Origin of the sequence: Bradyrhizobium sp. UFLA01-814, from assembly GCF_046718885.1 — a bacterium.
Lineage (GTDB): Bacteria > Pseudomonadota > Alphaproteobacteria > Rhizobiales > Xanthobacteraceae > Bradyrhizobium > Bradyrhizobium elkanii.
In genome coordinates this window covers 1-22,577 of record NZ_JAQOSR010000056.1, presented here as the reverse complement: position 1 = coordinate 22,577, position 22,577 = coordinate 1, and the positions used below count along the sequence as shown (strand labels likewise).

21 protein-coding genes and 1 tRNA gene are annotated in these 22,577 nt (G+C 64.7%); 8 read left to right on the top strand and 14 right to left on the bottom strand.

Features of this window, described 5'->3' with window-relative positions:
• Positions 1-289: 289 nt before the first annotated feature.
• The 3 genes from PMN64_RS18715 to PMN64_RS18705 all read right to left on the bottom strand — a co-directional run bounded on the left by PMN64_RS18715 (position 290) and on the right by PMN64_RS18705 (position 2,788).
• Positions 290-925, bottom strand: a complete 636-nt coding sequence (locus tag PMN64_RS18715) for an ATP-dependent Clp protease proteolytic subunit (RefSeq protein ID WP_016847729.1) — start codon at positions 923-925, stop codon at positions 290-292.
• Positions 926-1,180: 255 nt separating this feature from the next.
• Positions 1,181-2,539: a trigger factor gene (tig, locus tag PMN64_RS18710; RefSeq protein ID WP_038385054.1), complete on the bottom strand. Its 1,359-nt coding sequence runs from the start codon at positions 2,537-2,539 to the stop codon at positions 1,181-1,183.
• 164 nt (positions 2,540-2,703) lie between these two features.
• Positions 2,704-2,788 (bottom strand) — tRNA-Leu (locus tag PMN64_RS18705).
• 154 nt (positions 2,789-2,942) lie between these two features.
• Here PMN64_RS18705 and PMN64_RS18700 point away from each other — a divergent pair.
• The 3 genes from PMN64_RS18700 (at position 2,943) to PMN64_RS18690 (ending at position 6,166) form a co-directional block, all read left to right on the top strand.
• Positions 2,943-4,277, top strand: a complete 1,335-nt coding sequence (locus PMN64_RS18700) for a multicopper oxidase family protein (protein ID WP_411781700.1) — start codon at positions 2,943-2,945, stop codon at positions 4,275-4,277.
• Between the two features lie 18 nt (positions 4,278-4,295).
• Positions 4,296-5,378, top strand: coding sequence for an enolase C-terminal domain-like protein (locus tag PMN64_RS18695; protein WP_411781699.1), 1,083 nt, complete (start codon positions 4,296-4,298; stop codon positions 5,376-5,378).
• 77 nt (positions 5,379-5,455) lie between these two features.
• Positions 5,456-6,166: a hypothetical protein gene (locus tag PMN64_RS18690; RefSeq protein WP_411781698.1), complete on the top strand. Its 711-nt coding sequence runs from the start codon at positions 5,456-5,458 to the stop codon at positions 6,164-6,166.
• A 33-nt stretch (positions 6,167-6,199) separates the two neighbouring features.
• Here PMN64_RS18690 and PMN64_RS18685 read toward each other — a convergent pair whose 3' ends face one another.
• The 5 genes from PMN64_RS18685 to PMN64_RS18665 form a co-directional block, all read right to left on the bottom strand.
• Entirely contained in the window at positions 6,200-7,027 is an 828-nt protein-coding gene (locus PMN64_RS18685; protein WP_411781697.1) for a tetratricopeptide repeat protein, read from the bottom strand.
• 140 nt (positions 7,028-7,167) lie between these two features.
• The gene (locus PMN64_RS18680) at positions 7,168-8,586 is read right to left on the bottom strand and encodes an MFS transporter (protein WP_411781696.1); all 1,419 of its coding nucleotides are present in this window, start codon (positions 8,584-8,586) and stop codon (positions 7,168-7,170) included.
• Positions 8,587-8,647: 61 nt separating this feature from the next.
• Positions 8,648-10,018: an LLM class flavin-dependent oxidoreductase gene (locus PMN64_RS18675; RefSeq protein ID WP_411781695.1), complete on the bottom strand. Its 1,371-nt coding sequence runs from the start codon at positions 10,016-10,018 to the stop codon at positions 8,648-8,650.
• A gap of 39 nt (positions 10,019-10,057) precedes the next feature.
• Positions 10,058-11,257, bottom strand: coding sequence for a CaiB/BaiF CoA transferase family protein (locus PMN64_RS18670; RefSeq protein WP_411781694.1), 1,200 nt, complete (start codon positions 11,255-11,257; stop codon positions 10,058-10,060).
• Positions 11,247-12,248, bottom strand: coding sequence for an HpcH/HpaI aldolase/citrate lyase family protein (locus PMN64_RS18665; protein ID WP_411781693.1), 1,002 nt, complete (start codon positions 12,246-12,248; stop codon positions 11,247-11,249). The genes PMN64_RS18670 and PMN64_RS18665 overlap by 11 nt, the downstream gene beginning before the upstream one ends.
• A gap of 141 nt (positions 12,249-12,389) precedes the next feature.
• Between PMN64_RS18665 and PMN64_RS18660 the strand changes: the two genes are divergently transcribed.
• Positions 12,390-13,289, top strand: a complete 900-nt coding sequence (locus PMN64_RS18660; RefSeq protein WP_028340161.1) for a LysR family transcriptional regulator — start codon at positions 12,390-12,392, stop codon at positions 13,287-13,289.
• Here PMN64_RS18660 and PMN64_RS18655 read toward each other — a convergent pair.
• From PMN64_RS18655 to PMN64_RS18635, 5 genes are all read right to left on the bottom strand, one after another.
• Positions 13,286-13,840, bottom strand: coding sequence for a flavin reductase family protein (locus PMN64_RS18655; protein ID WP_028340162.1), 555 nt, complete (start codon positions 13,838-13,840; stop codon positions 13,286-13,288). The two genes, PMN64_RS18660 and PMN64_RS18655, sit on opposite strands and share 4 nt — an antisense overlap.
• 114 nt (positions 13,841-13,954) lie before the next feature.
• Positions 13,955-14,269, bottom strand: a complete 315-nt coding sequence (locus PMN64_RS18650; RefSeq protein ID WP_411781692.1) for a hypothetical protein — start codon at positions 14,267-14,269, stop codon at positions 13,955-13,957.
• Positions 14,270-14,342: 73 nt separating this feature from the next.
• Positions 14,343-15,938 (bottom strand): B12-binding domain-containing radical SAM protein, encoded by a 1,596-nt coding sequence (locus PMN64_RS18645; protein WP_411781691.1) that lies wholly within the window; start codon positions 15,936-15,938, stop codon positions 14,343-14,345.
• A gap of 164 nt (positions 15,939-16,102) precedes the next feature.
• Entirely contained in the window at positions 16,103-16,525 is a 423-nt protein-coding gene (locus PMN64_RS18640) for a GNAT family N-acetyltransferase (RefSeq protein WP_411781711.1), read from the bottom strand.
• Between the two features lie 19 nt (positions 16,526-16,544).
• Positions 16,545-18,044: an NAD(P)H-hydrate dehydratase gene (locus PMN64_RS18635; RefSeq protein ID WP_411781690.1), complete on the bottom strand. Its 1,500-nt coding sequence runs from the start codon at positions 18,042-18,044 to the stop codon at positions 16,545-16,547.
• A 354-nt stretch (positions 18,045-18,398) separates the two neighbouring features.
• Here PMN64_RS18635 and PMN64_RS18630 point away from each other — a divergent pair, with 354 nt between their 5' ends.
• Together PMN64_RS18630 and glnA are read left to right on the top strand one after the other, a co-directional pair.
• Positions 18,399-18,737, top strand: coding sequence for a P-II family nitrogen regulator (locus PMN64_RS18630; protein ID WP_011441447.1), 339 nt, complete (start codon positions 18,399-18,401; stop codon positions 18,735-18,737).
• Between the two features lie 151 nt (positions 18,738-18,888).
• A complete protein-coding gene (gene glnA / locus PMN64_RS18625) occupies positions 18,889-20,298 on the top strand; it encodes a type I glutamate--ammonia ligase (RefSeq protein ID WP_028333940.1) in 1,410 nt (469 codons plus the stop codon).
• 177 nt (positions 20,299-20,475) lie between these two features.
• On the opposite strand, the gene PMN64_RS18620 is transcribed toward glnA, so the two are convergent.
• Positions 20,476-20,739, bottom strand: a complete 264-nt coding sequence (locus PMN64_RS18620) for a tautomerase family protein (protein WP_028340167.1) — start codon at positions 20,737-20,739, stop codon at positions 20,476-20,478.
• Positions 20,740-20,891: 152 nt separating this feature from the next.
• On the opposite strand from PMN64_RS18620, the gene PMN64_RS18615 reads away from it, so the two are divergent.
• Together PMN64_RS18615 and PMN64_RS18610 are read left to right on the top strand one after the other, a co-directional pair.
• Positions 20,892-21,869 carry a GlxA family transcriptional regulator gene (locus PMN64_RS18615; RefSeq protein ID WP_411781689.1) on the top strand — a complete coding sequence of 326 codons (978 nt, stop codon included), beginning with the start codon at positions 20,892-20,894 and terminating at the stop codon, positions 21,867-21,869.
• Between the two features lie 206 nt (positions 21,870-22,075).
• The coding region (locus PMN64_RS18610) for an ABC transporter substrate-binding protein (protein WP_411781710.1) at positions 22,076-22,577 on the top strand (502 nt) is incomplete at its 3' end.

Here is a 22,577-nt window from a genome sequence, read left to right as displayed (position 1 = left end):
CATAGCCGATGCATCACAGCCAACCATGCTGGCACCCGACTATCAAGAATTCGCTAATCGGATGGCCGGCTCAAGACCGTGACAATACCGTGATTTTCAACGATCGCACGTGGAATACGCGTCGAAATCCACGGAACGTTGCGGGATTACCACGTCGGTATATGAGCACGAAACCGGAACTTTCCGCCTGTGCGCATGCACCCGCCCGCGGGTCCACCGCCCTGCTTTTGCCGGTTATGTGAGGCGTCAATGTGGAGATCACACCGACGCCTCGAGATGCCTGCCCAGATCAGGCCGCCTTCGCGGCGGCCGGATCGTCCGGACGCTTGTCGATGACCTTGTCGACGAGGCCGAACGCCTTGGCGTCCTCGGCGGTGAGGAACTTGTCGCGCTCGAGCGCGTCCTCGATCGCCTTGTAGGTCTGGCCGGTATGCTTCACGTAGATCTCGTTGAGGCGCTTCTTGAGATTCAGGATCTCCTGCGCGTGCAGCATGATGTCGGTGGCCTGGCCCTGGAAGCCGCCGGAGGGCTGGTGCACCATGATGCGGGAATTCGGCAGCGTGAAGCGCATGTCCTTCTCGCCGGCGGCCAGCAGCAGCGAGCCCATCGACGCGGCCTGCCCCGTGCACAGCGTCGATACCGGCGGACGGATGAACTGCATCGTGTCGTAGATCGCAAGGCCCGACGTCACCACGCCACCCGGCGAGTTGATGTACATCGAGATTTCCTTCTTCGGATTCTCGGCCTCGAGGAACAGCAGCTGCGCGACGATCAGCGTCGACATGCCGTCTTCCACGGGACCCGTGACGAAGATGATGCGCTCTTTCAGAAGGCGCGAGAAAATGTCGTAGGCGCGTTCGCCGCGATTGGTCTGCTCGACGACCATCGGCACGAGGTTCATGTAGGTTTCAACGGGATCGCGCATGAAAGAACCCAAGGGTTAGGGGTGATGCAGAACTTTGCTCAAGACTACTTGGCTCAAGACTACTTGGCTCAAGACTACTGCCTCAAGGCTTAACCCAGATATGGGCCAATTTCCGGCCGACAAGACCGTCAACTCGCCGCACTAGCCACCTGGGCAGGTCGCAGAAGTTCAAGCTGATTCGCGTCGGTGCGCCTAGCGACGGGACCCGTCGCGAGGCGCGCTTTCGCGGTTCATCATTAACGCGAGGTGCCGGAATTAGGCGGCAGTTTTCTCGGCGTCTTCATCCTTGAACAGCTCTTCCTTGGTGACCTTCTTCTCGGTCACATTGGCGAGCTCCAGGACGAAGTCGACGACCTTGTCCTCGTAGATCGGGGCGCGGAGCTGGGCCAGCGCCTGGGCGTTGCTGCGGTAGTAGTCCCAGACCTCCTTCTCACGGCCGGGCATCTGGCGCGCGCGCTCGATCACGGCACGCGACACCTCGTCGTCGGTCACCGTGATCTTGTTCTTCTCGCCGATCTCCGACAGCACGAGGCCGAGGCGGACGCGGCGGTCGGCGATCTTGTGGTACTCCTCCTTTGCCGCTTCCTCGGTGGTGTTCTCGTCGGCGAAGGTCTTGCCGGACGAGTCCATCTCGGCCTTGATCGAGTTCCACATCAGGTTGAACTCTTCGGCGACAAGCGACGGCGGGGCCTCGAATTTGTGGCTCTCGTCGAGCCGGTCGAGCAGCGCGCGCTTGACCTTCTGGCGGGTGGCGCCGGCGAATTCGGCCGTCAGGCGCTCGCGGGCGGCTTCCTTCAGCTTGTCGAGCGACTCGAGGCCCAGCGTCTTGGCGAACTCGTCGTCGATCGTGGTCTCACCGGGCGCCTCGATCAGCGTTGCCGTGGTCTCGAACTCGGCCGGCTGGCCGGCGAGCTTCTCGTTCAGATAGTTCTTCGGGAACGAGACCTTCAGCGTGCGGGTCTCATTGGTGCCGATGCCGATCAGCTGCTCCTCGAAGCCCGGGATGAACTGGCCGGCGCCGATCACGACCTGGATGCCCTCGCCGGTGCCGCCCTCGAAGGCCTCACCGTTGATGGTGCCCTTGAAGCTGATGGTGACGCGGTCGCCCTTCTCCGCAGCGCCCTCGGCCTTGGCATTGTACGGGCGGCTGCCTTCGGCGATCCGCTTGATGGCATCGTCGACGTCGGCGTCGGAGACGTCGACCACCGGCTTCTCGACCGAGAACGACTTGAAATCGGCGAGCTGGATCGGCGGCACGACCTCGATCGCGACGGTGTAGGTCAGGTCGGTCTTGCCCGACAGCAATTCCTCGACCTGGTCCTTCTCGGTCGGCATTGTGATCTTCGGCTCGCCGGCGAGGCGGAAGCCGCGATCTTCGAAGATCTGCCGGTTGGTGTCGCTGATGGTCTGGTCGATGGTCTCGGCCATCACCGAGCGGCCGTAGATCTTCTTCAGATGCGCCACCGGCACCTTGCCGGGACGGAAGCCGTTGAGACGGACCTTGTCCTTGAGGTCGACCAGCTTGGCGTCCGCCTTGGCATCGAGATCGGATGCCGGGACGCTGATCGTGAATTCGTGCTTCAATCCCTCGTTGAGGGTCTCGGTGACCTGCATGGTATCAATCTTCTTCCGCTTTTGCCGCGGCCCGAGCGGCCGTGGCAGTGTTCAATCTGTTCGACGGTGGGCCTTGCGGCCTAACGTCTGTGGGTTCGGCGAACCCTCACCCCATCGGGGCCAAAGGTTCTCCAAGAATTCGTCATGCAAACGCTGTAAGCGCTTGGTGCGGGCGGAGGGACTCGAACCCCCACAACTTTCGTCACTGGAACCTAAATCCAGCGCGTCTACCAGTTCCGCCACGCCCGCGCGAAAAGCATCCCAGTCCGGCCGCGATGCCGCGGGCGGCCGGGCTTATAACATGCGCCCACCGGTTCGCAGCAAAAAAATGGCCGCTGTTGAGCCCGCCCTGCGACCGATCGCGACTGGACAGGTACTCTTGAAAATGGTCCGCATCGGCCGGATGGCAAGTCCCCCCGCAACTCCCGAATTTTCACTCAGCCGGCGCAATCTGATCGCCGCCCTCGGCGCCGCGGCGCTTTGCCCCGCTCTGCCGGCCACCGGCTTGGCGCAGGGCCGGACCGCGGTCGCGCTCCAGGCCAAACCCGACCGCATCTCGCTTCGCCCAGGCGACGGACCGGGTCGTGGCGGACCGGAGACGCCGGTCTGGTCACTCGGCAGCGGCGACCTCCGCTTCAAGCGCGGCGAGGTCCTCGACGTGACCTTTGGCAATGAACTGCCGGTCGCGGCCGCGCTGGATTGCCGCGGGCTCGACGGCGTCGCGGCCGCGGAGCCACTGGCCTCCCGGGCGCTGCTTGCCTCCGGGGCCAAGGATAGCTTCCAGCTGCCGCTTCGGCATGCCGGCACCTTCCTGTGCGAGCCGCTGCTCGGCGATGGCGGCATGGCACCGGCACGGCCGCGGCCGCTGATCGTGACCGGCACTTCGCCGGTGGCAGTCGATCGCGACGAGGTCTTGCTGATCGAGGAGTGGCGCCTGCAGCCGGACGGAAGCGCAATCCCGGCCGGCAACGATCCTAAAGATTCGACGCAGATTCATACAATTAACGGCAAAACCTCATACGACATCTCGGCACCGGCCAATGCCCGCCTCAGACTTCGCTTTATCAACGGCAGCCAACGCAGCGTATTGGCGATCAAGCTGGAGAACCTCGACGTCCGGGTGATGGCCATCGACGGCCAGCCGGCCGAACCGTTTCCGGCCCGCAACGGTGCGCTGGTCCTCGCTCCCGGCAGCCGCACCGATGTCTTCGTCGACGCGGCCGGACCGGCCGGAACCAGCTTTCCGATCCTGCTGCACGACGGCAAGCAGGCCCGCCCGGTCGGCAGGCTGGCCGTCTCGAACGACCCGCCGGTCCGCCCGGCGCCGTTCCCGCCGGCCCCGCCGCTGCCCGGCAACGACATGCCCGCCCAGCTCGATCTCAAGGGCGCCGCAAGATTCGAACTGGCGCTCGGTACGCCCGCCGAATGGTTCCGCCCGGCGGACTTCAAGCCATCGGCCGCGCCGGCCTTTCAGGCCAAAGCCGGCCGGCCGGTGGTGCTGGCGCTGACCAACCGCGGCGCGATCGCCAGCGTCTTTCATCTGCACGGCCATCACTTCCGTCTGCTCGACCGGCTCGACGACGGCTGGAAGCCGTTCTGGCTCGACACGCTCGCGATTGAGCCGGGCCAGACCCAGCGCATCGCCTTCCTCGCTGAATATCCCGGCCGCTATCTGGTCGAGCAGGTCGCGACCGACTGGGCCGCGCCGCGGCTGGTCCGATGGTACAGTGTCCAATAACAACAAGAGGAAACGTCCATGAGCCAGACAGTTGCAGCGATCCGCGGAGTTCGGGCGCGAAGCGTCGTGGTGCCGCTCAAGCGCCCCGTGAAGAACGCCTTCGGCGTGATCGATTCCGGCCCGCTGGTTCTGATCGATGTCGAGACCGATCAAGGCGTTACCGGCCGCACCTACATCTTCGCCTACAGCAAGCTCACGCTTAAACCTCTTGCCTATCTGATCGAGGAGATCGGCCGCGAGCTCATCGGCAAGCCGGTCGCCCCGTTCGACCTCATGAAGGCGATGGACGCCAAGTTTCGCCTGCTCGGCTGGCAGGGCCTGGTCGGCATGGCGGTATCCGGACTCGACATGGCCTATTGGGATGTGCTCGGCCAGCTCGCCGGCCGACCGCTGGCCGAACTGCTCGGCGGCTCGGCGAAGCCGATCAAGGCCTATGACAGCTACGGCGTGGTCGATCCCGTCGCCGATGAGCGCGCGCTGCGCCGTTCGCTCGACCAGGGCTTTCGCGGCATCAAGATCAAGGGCGGCGATGGCGACGCCGCCAATGACGAGCGCGTCGTGAAGGGCGTGCGTGCCCTGCTCGGCCCCGACATCGCGTTGATGATCGACTTCAACCAGTCGCTCGATCCGGCGGAAGCGACCCGCCGCATCGCCCGCCTTGCGCCCTACGATTTGCACTGGATCGAGGAGCCGGTGCCGCAGGAGAGCCTGTCCGGCCACGCAAAAGTCCGCGAGACCTCGCCGACGCCGATCCAGGCCGGCGAGAACTGGTGGTTTCCGCGCGGCTTCGCCGAGGCGATCGCGGCCGGCGCATCCGACTTCATCATGCCCGACGTGATGAAGGTCGGCGGCGTCACCGGCTGGATGCAAGTCGCGGGACAAGCCGACGCCGCGTCGATCCCGATGTCGAGCCATCTGTTCGCGGAGGTCAGCGCGCATCTGCTCGCGGTGACACCGACCGCGCACTGGCTCGAATTCCTCGACTTCGCCGGCTCCATCCTCACAAGGCCCGCCGAAATCGTCGACGGCGCAGTGACCGCCCGCGGCCCCGGGTTCGGGATCGAATGGAACGAGCCGGCGGTCGCGAAGTATCTCGTCTAGCGGCGATCCTGGCTGCCGAGCGCACGCTTCACCTTTGCGACGCTTTCATGTAGGTCGATCGGACATCGGAGCGCCCAATGTCGACCAATAGCAAGCTGACGCTCAAATTCCGTTGCCCGACGGAGCTCGACGGACTGATACCGGCCCCCATACCGGCGGCGCAGGGCGTTCCCGACTGGCTCAAGGCCATGCCGGCGACGGCCTTCTCTTCGATCAACCTGCACGACGAAGACACCATCAAGCGCTGCCCGCCGTTCGTGGATGCGATGACCTGCGGGTTCTTGCTGCCGCTGGTTTGCGACCTCAAGGTCGAGGACGGCGAAATCACCTGGGACCAGGATTTGCCGCCGGGAGGCACGCCGGAATTCCCACGCTCACCGATCGGCTTCCACGACCCGAGTCAGGTCACCGGTACCCCGTTGTTTGAAGAGGGCCGCTTCTTTCTCAAATTCCACAATTTGTGGACCGTCGAAGCCCCGGAAGGCTACGCGATCTACTTCACCCATCCCGTCAACCGCTTCGACCTGCCATTCACCACACTCAGCGGCCTGGTCAATTCCGACCTCTATGCCGACAATTGGGTGCACTTTCCGGCGTACTGGCACGACAGGAATTTCAGAGGCGTCCTGCCCAAGGGTACTCCGATCGCGCAATGCATTCCGGTCAAGCGAGACGACTGGACCGCGCAGGCATCGCCGTTCACCGCGGAAGACGCCAAGCGGGTCGGCGAACTCCGCACCGAGCTCCGACGGCAGCCGAACCTCTACCGGAGAAACTTCAGGGCGTAAGGCACGGCGGAATGCCATCCGCCGCGCTCAATCTCACGCCCCGCCGAGGAACTTCGCAGCGGCGCTCTGGGAGAAGAAGAAGCGGCCGTGAGATCCCGAGGCCATGACGAATACCGCGCGTCCAAACAGCTGGGGCTGACCGCGCGTCACCGAGCGCAGCGCTGCCTCGGCAGCATCGCGCTCACCCTGCTCGAAAAGGCACGTGGCGAGGTGGGCGCGAGTCGAGCGATCATCCGGGTATTGCGCGAGCACGCGGCGGAACGCATCCGCGGCTGCGGCGTAGTCGCCAACGAGGATCAGGACCCGCCCGAGCTGGTTGAGAACGTCGGGGCGTCCCGGCGCAGCATCACATGCCGCCGTCAGGACGCTTGCAGCCCGCGCGACGTCATTGGTCTCCTGCAACAGGCGCCCGAGAGCGAGCTTCAGGTCGACGCTCTCAGGGGCCAGCGCGAGACCGGCCTCGATCGTGCTGATCGCCTCGTCGTGTTGACCGGCCTTGGCAAGCTGCCCGGCGAGTTCCTGAAAGGACGGAAAATATGGCGGGCGGCGTGCCGCCGTGCGCCGAAGCTGTGCGATGCCGTCGGTGACGCGGCCCGCGCCGCACAGCAGCGCGCCGAGCAAAGTCTCGACCTCTCCATCGTCGGCGCGACGCGCAACCCGCTCGAGCGCGGCGATCGCCTCGCCGCCCCGGTTCTGCCCCATCAGGGCATGCGCCAGAAGAAGCGCGGCGTGTCTGTCCGTGCGGTTCGATTTCAGGACGTTCGTCGCAATCTGCTCGGCCTGAGCAAACTGCTGCGCCCGCAACGCCAAGGCGCCTTGTTGCAGCGCCTGAGCGAGGAAATTGTTCTGCCTGCCACTCACGAGCGAGATTCACGGTGCCGAGGGAATACCCCGCGCGTTTAGCCCGCATCTTTCGACGCGTCCACCAAAAGTATCGTAAGACGGACGAGGCCCGGATGTCCGCATGCGTTGATCACGCGGACATCGCGCGCTTCGTTCCGCTACTCGCCGCCGGCGGCGATCCCGCCGGGGCTTGGTTGCAGCTTGCCGCGCATCTCCGCGGATGACGCTTCGCCGTCCATCGCCTCCGGCCGCAACGCCTCCAGCGGACGCTTGCGGGTCTCGATGCCGAGCACCGCGACCGCGATCGCCTGCACCACAAGGAGCCCGGCCACCACAGAGACGACGCCGGTGACACCGAACCTTGTGAACAGCTCGACCACGATGAACGGCGTCACGATCGACATCAGGCGACCGGCGGTGTTGCAGATGCCGGATCCGCGCATCCTGAGTTCGGTCGGGAACAGTTCGGGGATGTAGAGCCCCCAGGCCAGCGCCAGCATCACCGCCACCGTGAAGACCAAGAGAAAGCCGATCACGACGAAGGCGACCGGGTTGATGAACATCGGATAGATCAGCCCGAGCCCCGCCGCCGCGAGCGACAGCACGATCAGCGACGGCTTGCGGTCGATCTTCTCGCCGATCCACATGCCCGACAGCGTGCCGAGCGGGCTGCCGAGCGTCATCAGCATGGTGTAGCCGAGCGATGACGACAGGTTGATGCCCTGCTTGACGAAGAAGGTCGGGATCCAGGCGATGAAGCCGTAGACCGCGGTGTTGAGCCCGATCAGGATCAGACAGCCGACGATGGTCCGCGCGATCAACGCGCGCGAGAACAGGCGCGTGAAGCGAACATCCGGCTGCACCGGGGCCGGCTGATAGGCCGGGGTCGGCAGGGTCTTGCCCTTGCCGACCTCCTGCTCGATCGCCGCCAGCACCGCCTCCGCCTCGGCGCTCTTGCCCTGCGTCTCGAGCCAGCGCGGCGATTCCGGCAGCGAGCGCCGCAGGAACCAGACGATCATCGCGCCGATGCCGCACAACGCGAACATCCAGCGCCAGCCGAGATGCGGAATGACGACCCAGCCGACCAGCGTCGCGACGAACAGCGCACCATTGGTGCAGGTCGCGAGCGCCGCGCCCCAGCGGCCCCGCTGCTGCGGCGGGATGAATTCGCTGAGCACGACATAGCCGACGACGATCTCGGCGCCGAGCCCGAGGCCCATCACGAAGCGGGCCCCGATCAGCCAGTTCATCGACGGCGCGAGCGTTGCCGCCAGCGCGCTGAGGCCGAAGATCAGGAGATTGGCCTGGTAAGCGAACTTGCGGCCGAAGCGGTCGCCGGCGACGCCCGCCAGCCAGGCGCCGATCAGCATCCCGACAAAGGTCGCCGAGATGAAGCGCGCATTCTGGGCAAGGTCCGAATAGCCGGATTGAACCAGTGCGCCGAGAATGCTGCCGGCGAGGAAGATCTCGAAGCCGTCTACGAACAGTCCGGCTCCGATCAGCGCGAATATCCGGTAGTGAAATCCGGCGATCGGCAATCTATCGAGCCGGCCCCCCGCGTTAACGCCCTTGGTCACTTCAGCCTCCCTGATTTTGATTTTGTTCTGATCGTTGTCTGCGCCGATTTTTGTGCCGGGGCTATCCGGTCGAGACGCGCGCCTCCTCGTCTGCGCTTGCATGCGCGGCTTGCGGCCGCGGCAGGCCGAGATTCTCGCGCAACGTGTCACCCTGATACTCGCGCTGGAACAGGCCGCGGCGTTGCAGCTCGGGCACCACGAGGCGCACGAAGTCCTGGTAGGTGCCGGGCACATGGGTGGCGGCGACGACAAAGCCGTCGCAGCCGCCTTCGCAGAACCAGCGCTCCATCTGATCGGCGACCGCCTTGGGCGAGCCGACGAAGGTCGGCAGTTCGGCGAGTGTCCCGCGCCCGCTGAACTGCACGAAGTCCCGCGGCGTCGGATTGGGCTTGCCGCTGAGATTCACCACGCGGTCGCGGATTGCCTGCAATCCGCTGATCGAAGCCAGCTCGTCCGACGTGAACGGTTCGTCCATCGGCTTGGCCGCGAAATCGTAGTTCAGCACCTCCGACAACAGCGTCAGCGCGTCGATCGGCTTGGCGAGCCGGCTGATCGCCGCGAACTTATCCTCGGCCTCGGCCTGGGTCTCGGCGACGACAGGATAGACCGCCGGCGCGATGCTGATGTCCCTGCCCGTCTTGGCCAGCGTTCCCTTGAGGTCGGCATATTGCTTCTTCGCAAGGTCGAGATTGGGATAGATCACGAAGATCAGTTCGCCCCAGCGCGCCGCGAAAGTCTTGCCGCGGCCGCTCTGGCCGGCCTGGATGATCACCGGATGGCCCTGCGGCGAGCGCGGCACCGTGAACGGGCCGCGCGAGCGGAAGAAATGCCCGTGATGGTCAAGCCGGTGCACCTTGGCCGGGTCGGCGAACAGCCCGCTCTCGCGGTCGAAGCTGACGGCGCCGTCCTCCCAGCTGTTCCAGTGGCCGAGCACGACCTCCATGAACTCGTCGGCGCGGTCGTAGCGCAGATCGTGGCTGAGATGCTGCGAGGCACCGAAATTCGCCGCCTCGGAGTCGTTCAGCGAGGTCACCACGTTCCAGGCCGCGCGGCCGTTCAGCAGCAGGTCCATCGTTGCGAACACCCGCGCGACGTGGAACGGCTCGTAATAGGTGGTCGAATAGGTCACGCCGATGCCGAGCCGCTCGGTCGCCAATCCCATCGTGAGCGCGACCGAGACCGGATCGAGCTTCGCCGCGCGCACGCCGTGGCGGATGGTCTCGCGAAAATCGTCGCCGAAGCGATCGGGGATCGCGAGCCGGTCGTCGAAGAAGGCGAGATGAAACTTGCCATGCTCCAGCGTGCGCCCGATCTCCTGATAATAGTCGCGCGAGAACCAGTTCGGCTTCGAGTCCGGATGGCGCCAGGAGGCGGGATAGTTCGAGCAATTCTGGGCCTGCAGGAAGCCGATCAATTTCATTTGCCTGGTCATGGCGTGGTTCCTTAGTGGCCGCGGGAGAATTGGTTCATGTCAGATCACCCCGTCGCTGCGCAGCGCGGCGAGCGCCGCCGCGGTTGCGCCGGCAAGTGAGGTCAGGACTTCGTCGGTGTGCGCGCCAAGCGCGACGCCGGCGTGCCGGAACTGGGGCGGCGTGCGCGACATCTTGGGGATTGCACTCGGCACCGCGATCGGCCCGGCGCGCGAGGGCACCTCGGCGATGTTGCCGCGGGCGCGGTACTGCGGGTCGGCGAAGATGTCACTGATGCTGTAGATCGGCCCGCAGGGCACGTCGTAGCGCTCGCACTCGGCAAGCGCCGTCTCCAGCGGCATGGAGCCGATCCAGTCGGCGACCATCCCGTTGACCTCCTCGCGCCGCACCAGGCGGCCGCCCATGGCCGCATAGCGCGGGTCGGTCGCGAGATCCGGCCGCCGCATCGCCTGCGCCAGGCGTTCGAACATCTTGTCGCTCGAACAGGCCAGCGCCACCCATTTGCCGTCGGCGGTCTGGTAATGGCTGTGCGGCACGACATTGACCGTGTCGGCGCCGAGGCGTTCGCGGACGAAGCCGGTCTTGGCGAACACGGTCGCCATTTCATCAAGCAGCCGAAACACCGATTCATAGAGCCCGATATCGACCACCTGCCCGTGTCCGGTGGCTCCGGCATGGCGCAGCGCCAGCAGCACGCCGAGCGCGCCCCAAAGCCCGGAAATATAATCGGCGAGCGAGGTCGATCCCGGCATCACCGGCGCCCGTCCCGCCTCGCCGGCAAGATAGGCGAGGCCGCTGAAGCCGTGCGCGATCCGGGCAAAGCCGGGCTTGTCGCGCAGCGGGCCGTCCTGCCCATAGGCGCTGATGCGCAGCATCACGAGTTTTGGGTTGATCTCGCGCAGCGCCTCGAAGCCGAGCCCCCATTTCTCCAGCGTGCCCGGCCGGAAGTTCTCCAGCACCACGTCGGATTGGCGGACCAGCTCGCGAAACAGCGCGGCGCCACGCTCGCTGCGCAGGTCGAGCGTCACCGACTTCTTGTTGCGGGCTTCGCTGAGCCAGACATAGGTGTCGCCGCAGTCGCTCGGCGTTCCGAACCGGCGCAGGGGATCGCCGACGCGCGGCTGCTCGATCTTGATCACCTCGGCGCCGAAGTCCGACAGCACCGTCCCGCAGAACGGCGCCGCCACGAAGGTCGCGATATCGAGCACGCGAATTCCGGCAAGCGGTGGTTCATGCGACATCGCGCGCTCCTGCCCTGCCCGCCGCCTGAATTGCGTCATGGCGGTCGATGATCGCCTGCGCGCGCTTGAGCACCGCAAGATCGATCAGCACCCCGTCCTGCCCGAAGGCGCCGTCGCCGCCGGCGCTGGCGGATTGAATCTTGGCCGTGATCTCGCGCGCCCAGCCGATCTCGCGCGCGGTCGGCGAGAACACCTCGTTGGCGGTCTCGAGCTGCGAGGGATGGATCGCCCATTTGCCCTCGAAGCCGAGCGCGGCCGCCCGCGCCGCACTGGCGCGAAAGCCCGCGGCATCGCCGAAATTGGCATAGGGGCCGTCGATCGCACGCAGGCCGTGGGCGCGGCAGGCATTGGCAATCCGGGCGAGCGCGAAGTGCCATTGGTCGTTCCAGTGCACGCGGCGCGCGCCGCCCTCGTCCGCATCGGTGAGCACGGCATAGCGCGGATCGGAGGCGCCGATGATCTCGCCGCAGGTGCGCAGGTCGATCGAGTAATCGCCGATGCCGAAGATCACAGCCTCCAAACGCTCCGACGCCTGCACGATGTCCTCGACATTGGCAAGGCCAAGCGTGGTCTCGATCAGGATCTCGATGCCCAGCGGCCTTGCGCGCGGGAACTCTCGCTCGAGCCCCGTCAGCAGCGCATCGACGAAACGGACGTCGAATGCGGTGCCGACCTTCGGCACCATGACGATGTCGAGGCGCGGCACGCGGCTGGCGATCTCGATGATGTCGCGATGCGCCCACTCAGTGTCGAGGCCGTTGATCCGCACCGCCAGCGTCTTGTTGCCCCAGTCGATCCGGTTCAGCGCCTCGATCGCGATCTCGCGCGCCTCGGGTTTTCGCGGCGGCGCAACCGCGTCCTCCAGATCGAGGAAGATGAAATCGGCGGCGCTACTCGCGGCGCGTTCGAAGAAATGGGTCGAGGTCGCGGGAACCGCGAGTTCGGAACGCTGGACGCGGCGGGTGCGCGGCTTGGTGACGGTGAAGGACATGAAGCATCTTTTCTGCATCGCGCCGCAGGATCGTCTCCCGCGGCCAACACAACCATGCTAGATGTCCGGCACTGATCTTTCCAACGAGATTATCTTAAGAACTGTTCAGTTCTTCGGGACGATCCCCTGCAGGGCAAAACGATGTCGCAGATCAATTTCAAGCTGCTGCACATGTTCATCGCGGTCGCCGAGAACAAGAGCTTTCGCCAGGCCTCCGAGCAGCTCAATCGCTCGCAATCCGCGGTCAGCATGCAGATCAAGCTGCTGGAGGACCAGGTCGGCGCCGCCCTGTTTCATCGCACCACGCGGCGCGTCGAGTTGACCGCCGAGGGACTGCAATTGCTGACGCACGCGCGGCGTGCGCTCGGCGAATGGGAGAACGGCCTGCGCGAGATCCGCGAGGTCATCGACATCCAGCGCGGCACGCTGTCGCTGGCCTGCGTTCCGACCATTGCCGCGACCATCCTGCCGCAGGCGCTGCATGCCTTCCAGGCGAGCTATCCCGGCATCAACATCAATCTGCGCGAGCTTGCGGCCGAGGACATGCTGGACTGCCTGCGCCGCCGCGAGGCGGATTTCGGCATCGGGCCGGAGATGGACGGCTCGACCGAGTTTCAGTTTGCGCCGCTGTTCAACGACCCGATCTATGCGCTGGCGACCAAGGCGTTTCCGTTTCGCAAGCGCAGCGCGGTCGACCTGACCGAGCTGTCCGCCTACCCGATCCTGCTCAACTCAAAATCGGCGGCGCTGCGCTCGATGCTGGAGCGCGCGCTCGCCACGCGCAATCTGCAGATGAAGATCAAGTTCGAGGTCGAGCACAGCTACACGCTGGCCGCGCTGGCCGGCGCCGGCCTCGGCGTCGGCATCCTGCCGAAGGTCGCCTTGCCGCGGCCGATCAGGAAGACGATGCAGGCGCTGCCGATCGTCAATCCGACGCTGGAGCGCACGGTCTGCATCGTCTCGCTGCGCGGACAATCGTTCTCGCCGGCCGCCGGCGCGCTGACATCAGTGATTCACAAATTCCTCAAGCCGCGCCCTTAGGTCTGCCGGGCCACCCCGCAGAACGCGCCGCCAAAATAGATCAGCGGCGTCTCCCCCTCACGTAGATGCATCGCGCGGACCGCGCCGACGAAGATCGAATGCGTGTCGTGCGCATGCTCGTCGATCAGCTCGCAGTCGAGCCCGATCAGCGCACCCTTAAGGATCGGCGCGCCGGTCGCAAGCGACAGCCAGCCGTCGGCGTCGGAAAACCGATCGTCCCGCTCGATGCCGCGGCGGCCGGCGAACACGTTGGCCAGCTCGGCTTGGTCGGCGTGCAGCATGTTGACGCCGAACGCGGCGGTGCGCCGGATCAGGCCATGCGCGCTCGCCGAACGGTTGACGCACGCGATCAGCCGCGGCGGTGTGTCCGACAGCGAACAGACCGACGTCGCCGTCATGCCGGTTCTGTCGCCCGGTCCGCCCGCCGACAGGATCGTCACCGCGCCGGCGTGGTGGCGCATCGCCGCGCGATAGGACGCGGGGTCGACGTCGTGGTGAAGCGCGCCGGCGGTCCGTGCGGCGGTAGAGAGCTGGCTGCTCGGTGCGATCATCTGACTGTTCCGCGCAAGTGACAAGGATGCCGATCCTATAGGTCAGTCGAACCGATCGCGGAAACGCAAATATCTAACGAGTTGTTCAGTTCAGCCGATCAATGCCGATCACGCTCATGCGAAAGGTCCGGCAATCCCCAGTTCGCCTTGGGCAAAAACATAACGTCGATCGCGGACTATGACGCTGTCATCGATCCGATCCGCAAGCGCCGCATGGAAATGAGTGGCCGGCAGGTTGGCGATCCCAAAAAAGGCCGCGCAGGCGATGCTGAAGCTGATCCACCAGCGCATCTGCTGCTCGGCAGCGGTGCCGTGCGGCTGGTCGAGGACAAAATCAAACTGCTGCGGGCCGAATTCGACGCGTGGAGGGCGTTTCGCTCTCCACCGACGTTGCCTGAGTGGCGTCAGCCGCTCGAACAGAAGCCACAACTTCGGTCCTGATTCAATCAGAACCGAAGCTGTGGCGAACTTTGCCGTCCATCAAACGGCAGACTAGATGAACTCATTGCACAAGCGCCCTGGCCTTCACTGGAGGTGTACCGTCCAACTCGGCAATCCGGCGTTCAATCACACCGATCACGTATTTCGAGAACGGCCCGAAGTGCAAGTACAGCGCCATCAGCATCACGATGTAGCGCAGCGCGCCTGGATTGGACTTGGCGACCTCGACGAAGACCTTCCAGAACGGCTCGCGAACCTCCGGCAGGGCACTTATGATCTTGTGTACGCCTTCGATGCCGCCAAGTCTCTTGCGCATGTCGCCATCCGGCAGGTCGCGGCGCCGGTCCGACCGGTCGAGCATGGCGGCAAGCCGCGACAGCCGTCCTGCATATTCCGTCGGGCTGTACACGTGCCCGAGCACAGCCTTGTAATCCGTGAGGATGTCACGAAGCGGACGCTTGGTGTCGAAATTGCAGCCCAGCGTGCATTGGTCGCCCGCCTGCTCGACCTTCATGAGATCATGGCCCTCGTGCAGTCGGCCTTCCTGGGCCAGCCGCCGCGTCAGCTGTGTGCCAGGCAGCGCATAGAGCAGTCCAACCATGCAGACTGGAATGCTCGCCTCCTCGATGAAGTCGATCATCGCCTGTGCCATCGAGACTTTCTCGGTATCGAACCCGACGATGAAACCCGCGGTGACGAACATGCCATAGTCATAGATCTTGTGAACGCTCTCGGCGATGTTGCGCCTGGTGTTCTGCTTTTTCTTCATCTGCACGAGGGTCTCAGGATCCGGACTCTCAATGCCGACGAAAATGCCGAAGAAGTTGGCGTCCTTCATTGCCTGCAACAGTTCGCTGTCATCAGCGATATTGATCGAGGCTTCGGTCGAGAATTCGAACGGATAGTCCCGCTCTTCCAGCCAGGCTTTGAGCCGCGGCAGCAAGACTCGGAGGTTTTTCTTGTTGCCGATGAAATTGTCGTCGACGAAATCGACATGCCCTCGATAACCATGATCGTAGAGCGCTTGCAGCTCGGCGAGAATCTGATCGGGGGTTTTGGTACGCGGCACGCGCCCGTACAGCTCGATAATGTCGCAGAACTCGCAGGTAAACGGGCAGCCGCGCGAATACTGCACGCCAATGAAGAGATAATGCTCGAACTTGATCAGATCGTAGCGGGGCATCGGGCTTAGCGTGACGTCGATCTTGAATTTCTCGGCGGTGAACACGCCCTTGCGCTCACCGCGTTCCCAAGCGGCGATGAATTCCTCGATGATGTGCTCGGCCTCGCCGATCACCTGGAAGTCCGCATCCGCGTAGAGGTGCGGGCTGGAGGAGACGTCGGGCCCGCCGACGCATACCGGTTTGCCGTGCCGGTGGGCGAGATCGATCAGGTGGAGAAAATCAGGCTGCTGGTTGAGCATACCGCCGATCATGACGAGATCGGCCCAATCGAGGTCCGCGTCGGTCGAAGGCTCGGTGTTACGGTTGACGAGGCGAATCTCCCAGTGCTTCGGCAGCATGGCGGCCACGGTGATCAGTCCGAGTGGCGCCGCCGGATACTTCGCGCCGACGAGTTCGCAAGCCTCCGTATAGTTCCAGAAAGAATCCGGAACGAACTTCGGATAGATCATGAGGACGCGGCAGGGACTCGTCATGTTGCTCCGGTCCGTACCACAAAACCTCAAGGCTCAAGGGTACATTCGCTGGTCGATACAGGCATTAAGTGCTCAAAAGGTGGCGGATAGCCAGACGATATTTCGCCTTGCCGCGAGCCCGGTCCTATCCCCGGGCCTGCCGCGGTCAGCAATTCCGGTCAATATCACTCACCCGCCGACCCGCGCGTCCAGCGATAGCGCACGCCCGGCTCCCTCTCCTCGTTGCCGCTGCCGTCGGTCTCCTCAACCGCGACAAAACCGCGCGTCTCGTAGAAGCGGCGCGCGCGGGCGTTGCGTTGAAACGTCCAGAGCTGCAGCCGGTCCGCGTCTTGCCTTGCGATCTCGAGCAGCGCGCTGCCGATGCCGCGGCCCTGCGCGTCCGGCAGCACATAGAGCTGCTCGATCCAGTCGTCATGAAACGCAATCACGCCCCGCATCGCCGCGCCGTCGAACGCCCCCCATAGCGTGCAGGTCGCAAACATCCGCTCGCGGTAGAACCAGCGATCTTCGTCGGGCGTGTGCAGGCCGGCGAGCCACGGCAGCGCCTGATCGAACGCGGTGCGATGCACGCGCGCGGCGGCGTCCATGTCGGCCAGCGCGAGCCGCCTAATACTCAATCCCGAATTCGTCATAGAGGCGGCGGAACACGGCGGGCAGCACTTCGGTGAGATCTTCCGCGATCAGGCCGGGGCCCGCCTCGCTCGCGCTCTCGCCGTGCATCCAGACGGCGATGCTGGCCGCCTCGAAGGCCGCGACACCCTGCGCCAGGAAACCCGCGATGATGCCTGACAGCACGTCGCCGGCGCCGGCGGTGGCGAGCCACGGGGGCGCGTTGGCGGCGACGGTGGCGCGGCCGTCGGGAGACGCGATCACCGTGTCGGCGCCTTTCAGCAAGACCACCGCGCCGGAGCGCTCGGCCGCCGCGCGCACGCGCTCGAGCTTGGAACGGCCGGGATGCTTGTTGGAGATATCGCTGAACAGCCGCGGAAACTCGCCCTCATGCGGCGTCAGCACCACCTGCTGCCCGTCGCGTGCCTTGATCGTCTCGAACAGCCGGTCCGGCGCGCCGGCAAAGCTGGTCAGCGCGTCGGCGTCGAGCACCAGATGCCGCTGCGCCGACAGCACGGTATGGACGAAGTCACGAGTGCGCGCGCTGACCCCGGCGCCGGGACCGATCACGCAGGCATTGAGGCGCTTGTCGTCGAGCAGCTCGGCGAACTGGATCGGGTTGTCGACCGCGCGCACCATCACCGCGGTCAGCGCGGCGGCATTGACGGCAAGCGCATCGCGCGGCGAGGCCAGCGTCACGAGGCCGGCGCCGGCGCGCAAGGCCGCGCGCGCCGCGAGCCGTGCCGCCCCGGTCGAGGCGAGATCGCCCGAGACCACGACAGCATGCCCGCGCGCGTATTTGTGGCCGTCGATCCGCGGCACCGGAAACGACCAGCGCCAGGCCTCCGGCAAGTTCTCCGCGGTCAGCGGCTTGATCTCGTCGAGCACCTGCGCGGCGATGCCGATGTCGGCAACGCGCACCCGGCCGCAATACATCCGGCCCGGCAGCAACAGATGCGCGGGCTTCTTGCGGAAGAAGGTGACGGTCTCGGTCGCCTGCACGGCCGCGCCCATCACGGCGCCCGATGTGCCGTTGATGCCGCTCGGCAGGTCGACCGCCAGCACCGGCGTACCGTTGGCATTGATGGCCGCGATCATCTCCAGCGGATCGCCCTTCACCGGCCGGTTGAGGCCGGCACCGAACAGCGCGTCGATGATCAGCGCCGGCTTGCCGAGCGCCTGCGGGTTGAACGGCAGCACCGGATATTTCCAACCCTTCGCCGCCAGCGCCGCGTCGCCCTGCAGGCTGTCGCGCTCGCAGAGCAGGATCACCGAGACCTCGCGGCCGCGCGCGGCAAGCTCTGCGGCCGCAACGAAGCCGTCGCCGCCATTGTTGCCGCGGCCGGTGACCACCACGATCGGCCCCTCCTCGACCAGGTCCATCGCGGCTTCCGCGACGGCCTGGCCAGCGCTCATCATCAGCGCGAAGCCCGGCGTTCCGGCTGCGATGGTCAGCCGGTCGGCGCGTTCCATCTCGGTGGTGGTCAGAACGTCCATGCCGAATCCTCAATCGCTTCGCCTTTTCGAGAGGCAATTCCTGTGACGTTCGCGGGGTTTCTACTGGCCGACTGCATACGGATTGATCTATTTGCCTATTTGTTAGGCTTGGATATCATAGCCCATGTGGTTCGATATCAGCCGATTGCCTGTTAAAAGGCTGATAACATTCCGAAATCGGGGACCTTAACAACTTGGCATAGACCCTGCTTTTGAGGAAGCCGCGCGCAAGGCCGCTCCATGCGACCATTGCGCGTGTTTCCGGCCACCGGCCGGAAGCCTTAAGACCAACCAGACTGCGCCCCACGCGCATCGAATTCGACCCTGCAATCTGCAATGCCCGGGAGGCGCTCAGTGAAGAAGATTGAAGCCATCATCAAGCCCTTCAAGCTCGACGAGGTGAAAGAAGCGCTCCAGGAAGTCGGACTGCAAGGCATCACCGTCACCGAGGCCAAGGGATTTGGCCGCCAGAAGGGCCATGCCGAACTCTATCGCGGTGCGGAATACATCGTCGACTTCCTGCCCAAGGTGAAGATCGAGATCGTGATCGGCGACGACCTGGTCGAGAAGGCGATCGACGCGATCCGCCGCGCGGCGCAGACCGGCCGGATCGGCGACGGCAAGATCTTCGTCTCCAACATCGAGGAAGCCATCCGCATCCGGACCGGCGAATCCGGGCTGGACGCTATTTAAGGGCGGTGCTATCCGGAATTTCTGACGGCAAAAGAGAAAAAAGGCTGCTTCGGCAGCCTGATTTCGTTTGTGCAGTCACACGAACTCGCCAAAAGCGGGAATAACGTCGCTCTCCGCTGGAAACCGACCCGCACATCCATAAGGGGTATTCATGAAGACCGCCAAAGACGTCCTGAAATCGATCAAGGACAACGACGTCAAATACGTCGACCTGCGCTTCACCGATCCGCGCGGCAAGTGGCAGCACGTCACCTTCGACGTCAGCATGATCGACGATGACATCTTCGCCGAGGGAACGATGTTCGACGGTTCGTCGATCGCCGGCTGGAAGGCGATCAATGAATCCGACATGTGCCTGATGCCCGACCCGGTCACCGCGACGATCGACCCGTTCTTCGCCGAGACCACTATGGTCATCACCTGCGACGTGCTCGAGCCGACCACCGGCGAGCCCTACAACCGCGATCCCCGCGGCATCGCCAAGAAGGCCGAGGCGATGGTGAAGTCGATGGGCGTGGGCGACACCGTGTTCGTCGGTCCCGAGGCCGAGTTCTTCGTGTTCGACGACGTGCGCTATTCGGCCGAGCCCTACAACACCGGCTTCCGCCTCGACTCCTCCGAGCTGCCGATCAACTCGGCGACCGAATATGAGGGCGGCAACCTCGGCCACCGCATCCGCACCAAGGCCGGCTACTTCCCGGTGCCGCCGCAGGACTCGGTGCAGGACATGCGCTCGGAGATGCTCGGCGCAATGGCCAAGATGGGCGTCAAGGTCGAGAAGCACCACCACGAGGTGGCCTCGGCCCAGCACGAGCTCGGCATGAAGTTCGACACCCTGACGCTGATGGCCGACCATATGCAGATCTACAAGTACTGCATCCACCAGGTCGCCCACATCTACGGCAAGACCGCCACCTTCATGCCGAAGCCGGTCTACGGCGACAACGGCTCTGGCATGCATGTGCATCAGTCGATCTGGAAGGACGGCAAGCCGACCTTCGCCGGCAACAAATACGCCGACCTGTCGGAGACCTGCCTGCACTACATCGGCGGCGTCATCAAGCACGCCAAGGCGATCAACGCCTTCACCAACCCGTCGACCAACTCCTACAAACGTCTGGTCCCGGGCTATGAAGCCCCCGTGCTGCTCGCCTATTCCGCGCGGAACCGCTCGGCGGCCTGCCGCATCCCCTACACGGCGAACCCGAAGGCCAAGCGCGTCGAGGTGCGTTTCCCCGACCCGATGGCCAACCCCTATCTCGGCTTCGCCGCGATGCTGATGGCCGGCCTCGACGGCATCAAGAACAAGATCGATCCGGGTCCGGCGATGGACAAGGACCTCTACGATCTGCCGAAGGAAGAGCTGAAGCAGATCCCGACCGTCTGCGGCTCGCTCCGCGAGGCGCTCGAGAGCCTCGACAAGGATCGCGCATTCCTCAAGAACGGCGGCGTGTTCGACGACGACTTCATCGACGCCTATATCGAGCTGAAGATGACCGAGGTCGCGCGTTTCGAAATGACCCCGCACCCGGTCGAATTCGAGATGTACTACTCGCTGTAAGTTTTACGGCACCGACGAAATGCGAAAGGCGCTTCCACCGGAAGCGCCTTTTGTTTTGCGTGGTGTCGCCGTCGCGCGCGATCCGTAGGATGGCTAGAGCGAAGCGAAACCCAACATCTCGAGGCTTGCGCCGGCGCTATGGGTTTCGCTTCGCTCTACCCATCCTACGAAGGGCGGTTACACCTTCGCCTTGGCGAGCCGCCGTCCGCCGGCGTCGAGCGCGCCGAATTTGCCCGCGATCATGTCGGGCGTCGGGATCATCCCGCCGAGCGACCAGCTCGCCGGATCGCCCTCCTCGATCTTAACCCAGACGTTGCGGCGGAAGTCCGGGTTGCCCTGCCCCTCGATCTCGACCATGAGATCGGTGACGCGCTCCAGCAGCGCCTGCTTCTGCGCGACATCGAAGATGCCGCGGACGGTGGAAATGGTGACGTAAGGCATGGTCTCTCTCCATTGCTGAGGGTGTGACAACGCAGCGAAGATGGACCGGCACGGCACAATCAGGCAGTGGCCGATCGGACAGAGATCGGGCAATATCTGCCACCACCCGATTGCGCTGATCGGCTAGCATGACGGCAAATTCCGGAGGTCCCATGAAGCTTGCGATCCTCGCGCTGGAAGGCTGCATGCAATCGGCGGTCGCCGGCATCGCCGACATCCTCACCCTCGCCAACCACGTGATGCAGCTGCGCGGCGGCAAGGCGCGCTTCAGCTGGCAGACGCTTTCGCTCGACGGCAAGGCGGTGCGCGCCGGCGGCGGCAAGTTGCTCGCCGTCGATGGTGCGGTGGGCGGGCGGACGGCGTGCGACGCGATCATCGTGCCGGGCAGCCTGGTCGATCATCTCACCGCCGAGCGCCTGCAATCGCAATATGACCGTGCCGGCGCCTGGCTGCGCCGGCAGCATGCCAGCGGCCGCTTGATCGGCGCGTTCTGCAGCGGCGTGCTGCTGCTCGCCAATGCCGGCCTGCTCGACGGCCGCCGCGCCACCATCACCTGGTGGCTGCAGAGCGAGCTTCGCCGCCGCCATCCCAAGGTCGATCTCGCCGGCGATGCCGTGATCACGCAGGCCGATCGCCTGGTCTGCGCAGCCGGCCCGATGTCGTGGGTCGATCTCCTGCTGCGGCTGATCGAGCTTGTCGAAGGCGCGGAGGTCGCAAAAATTTGCGCCGACTATGCGGTGATCGACACCGCGCAGCGCACCCAGGCGATCTTCATGCCGCTCGGCTACATGCTCGGCCAGGATCCGCTGCTGATCAAGGCGGACATGCTGGTGCGCCGCACCGGCAAGACCCCGATCACGGTGCGCGGCCTCGCACACGCGCTCGGCCTCAGCGAGCGCACGCTGAACCGCCGCTTCCGCGAACTGACCCACGAGCCGCCGCAGGCCTTCATCATGCGCCGCCGCGTCGAGCACGCCCGCACGCTGCTGGAGACCACGGCGCAGCCGATCAAGGCGATCGCTCGCGCCACCGGCTATGAGGACGAGAGCAGCTTTCGAAAAGCCTTCCGCAAGCTCACGCTGACATCGCCGCAGGCCTATCGCGCGCAGCGATCGATGCGCGCGGCCTGACCGCAGGAAGCCCGGAAGACTACGGTCAGCAACGCTGACGAACCTGATGACGTGATGCAAACCGCATACAAGGTTGTGTTTCCGGGATCGACAACGCCTGGGCTCGGGTGTTCACTGCCGGCAAGGACCCGAAAAGCGGCCTCCGATAAAACACGCATTCATTTTTCCGCATGGGGAGAAACGAGATGTCTTTCGTCGCTCGACGAATGGCGGCGCTTTCGACCGCCATCACCATTCTCGCTGTCTGTGCTGGCAGCGCATTTGCCCAGAAGAAATACGACACCGGCGCAACCGATACTGAAATCAAGATCGGCAACATCATGCCCTATAGCGGGCCGGCATCCGCCTACGGCACCAGCGGCCGGGCCCAAGCGGCCTATTTCCGCAAGATCAACGCCGAGGGCGGCATCAACGGCCGCAAGATTAACTTCATCTCCTACGACGACAGTTACAGTCCGCCGAAGACGGTCGAGCAGGCGCGCAAGCTGGTCGAAGGCGACGAGGTCCTGCTGATCTTCGCCTCTCTCGGCACGGCATCCAACGGTGCGATTCAGAAATACATGAACGTGAAGAAGGTACCGCAGCTGTTCATTCAGACCGGTGCCACCAAGTGGAACGATCCGCAGAACTTCCCGTGGACCATGGGCTGGCAGCCCAGCTATCAGAGCGAGGGACGGATCTACGCCAAGCACATATTGAAGGAAAGGC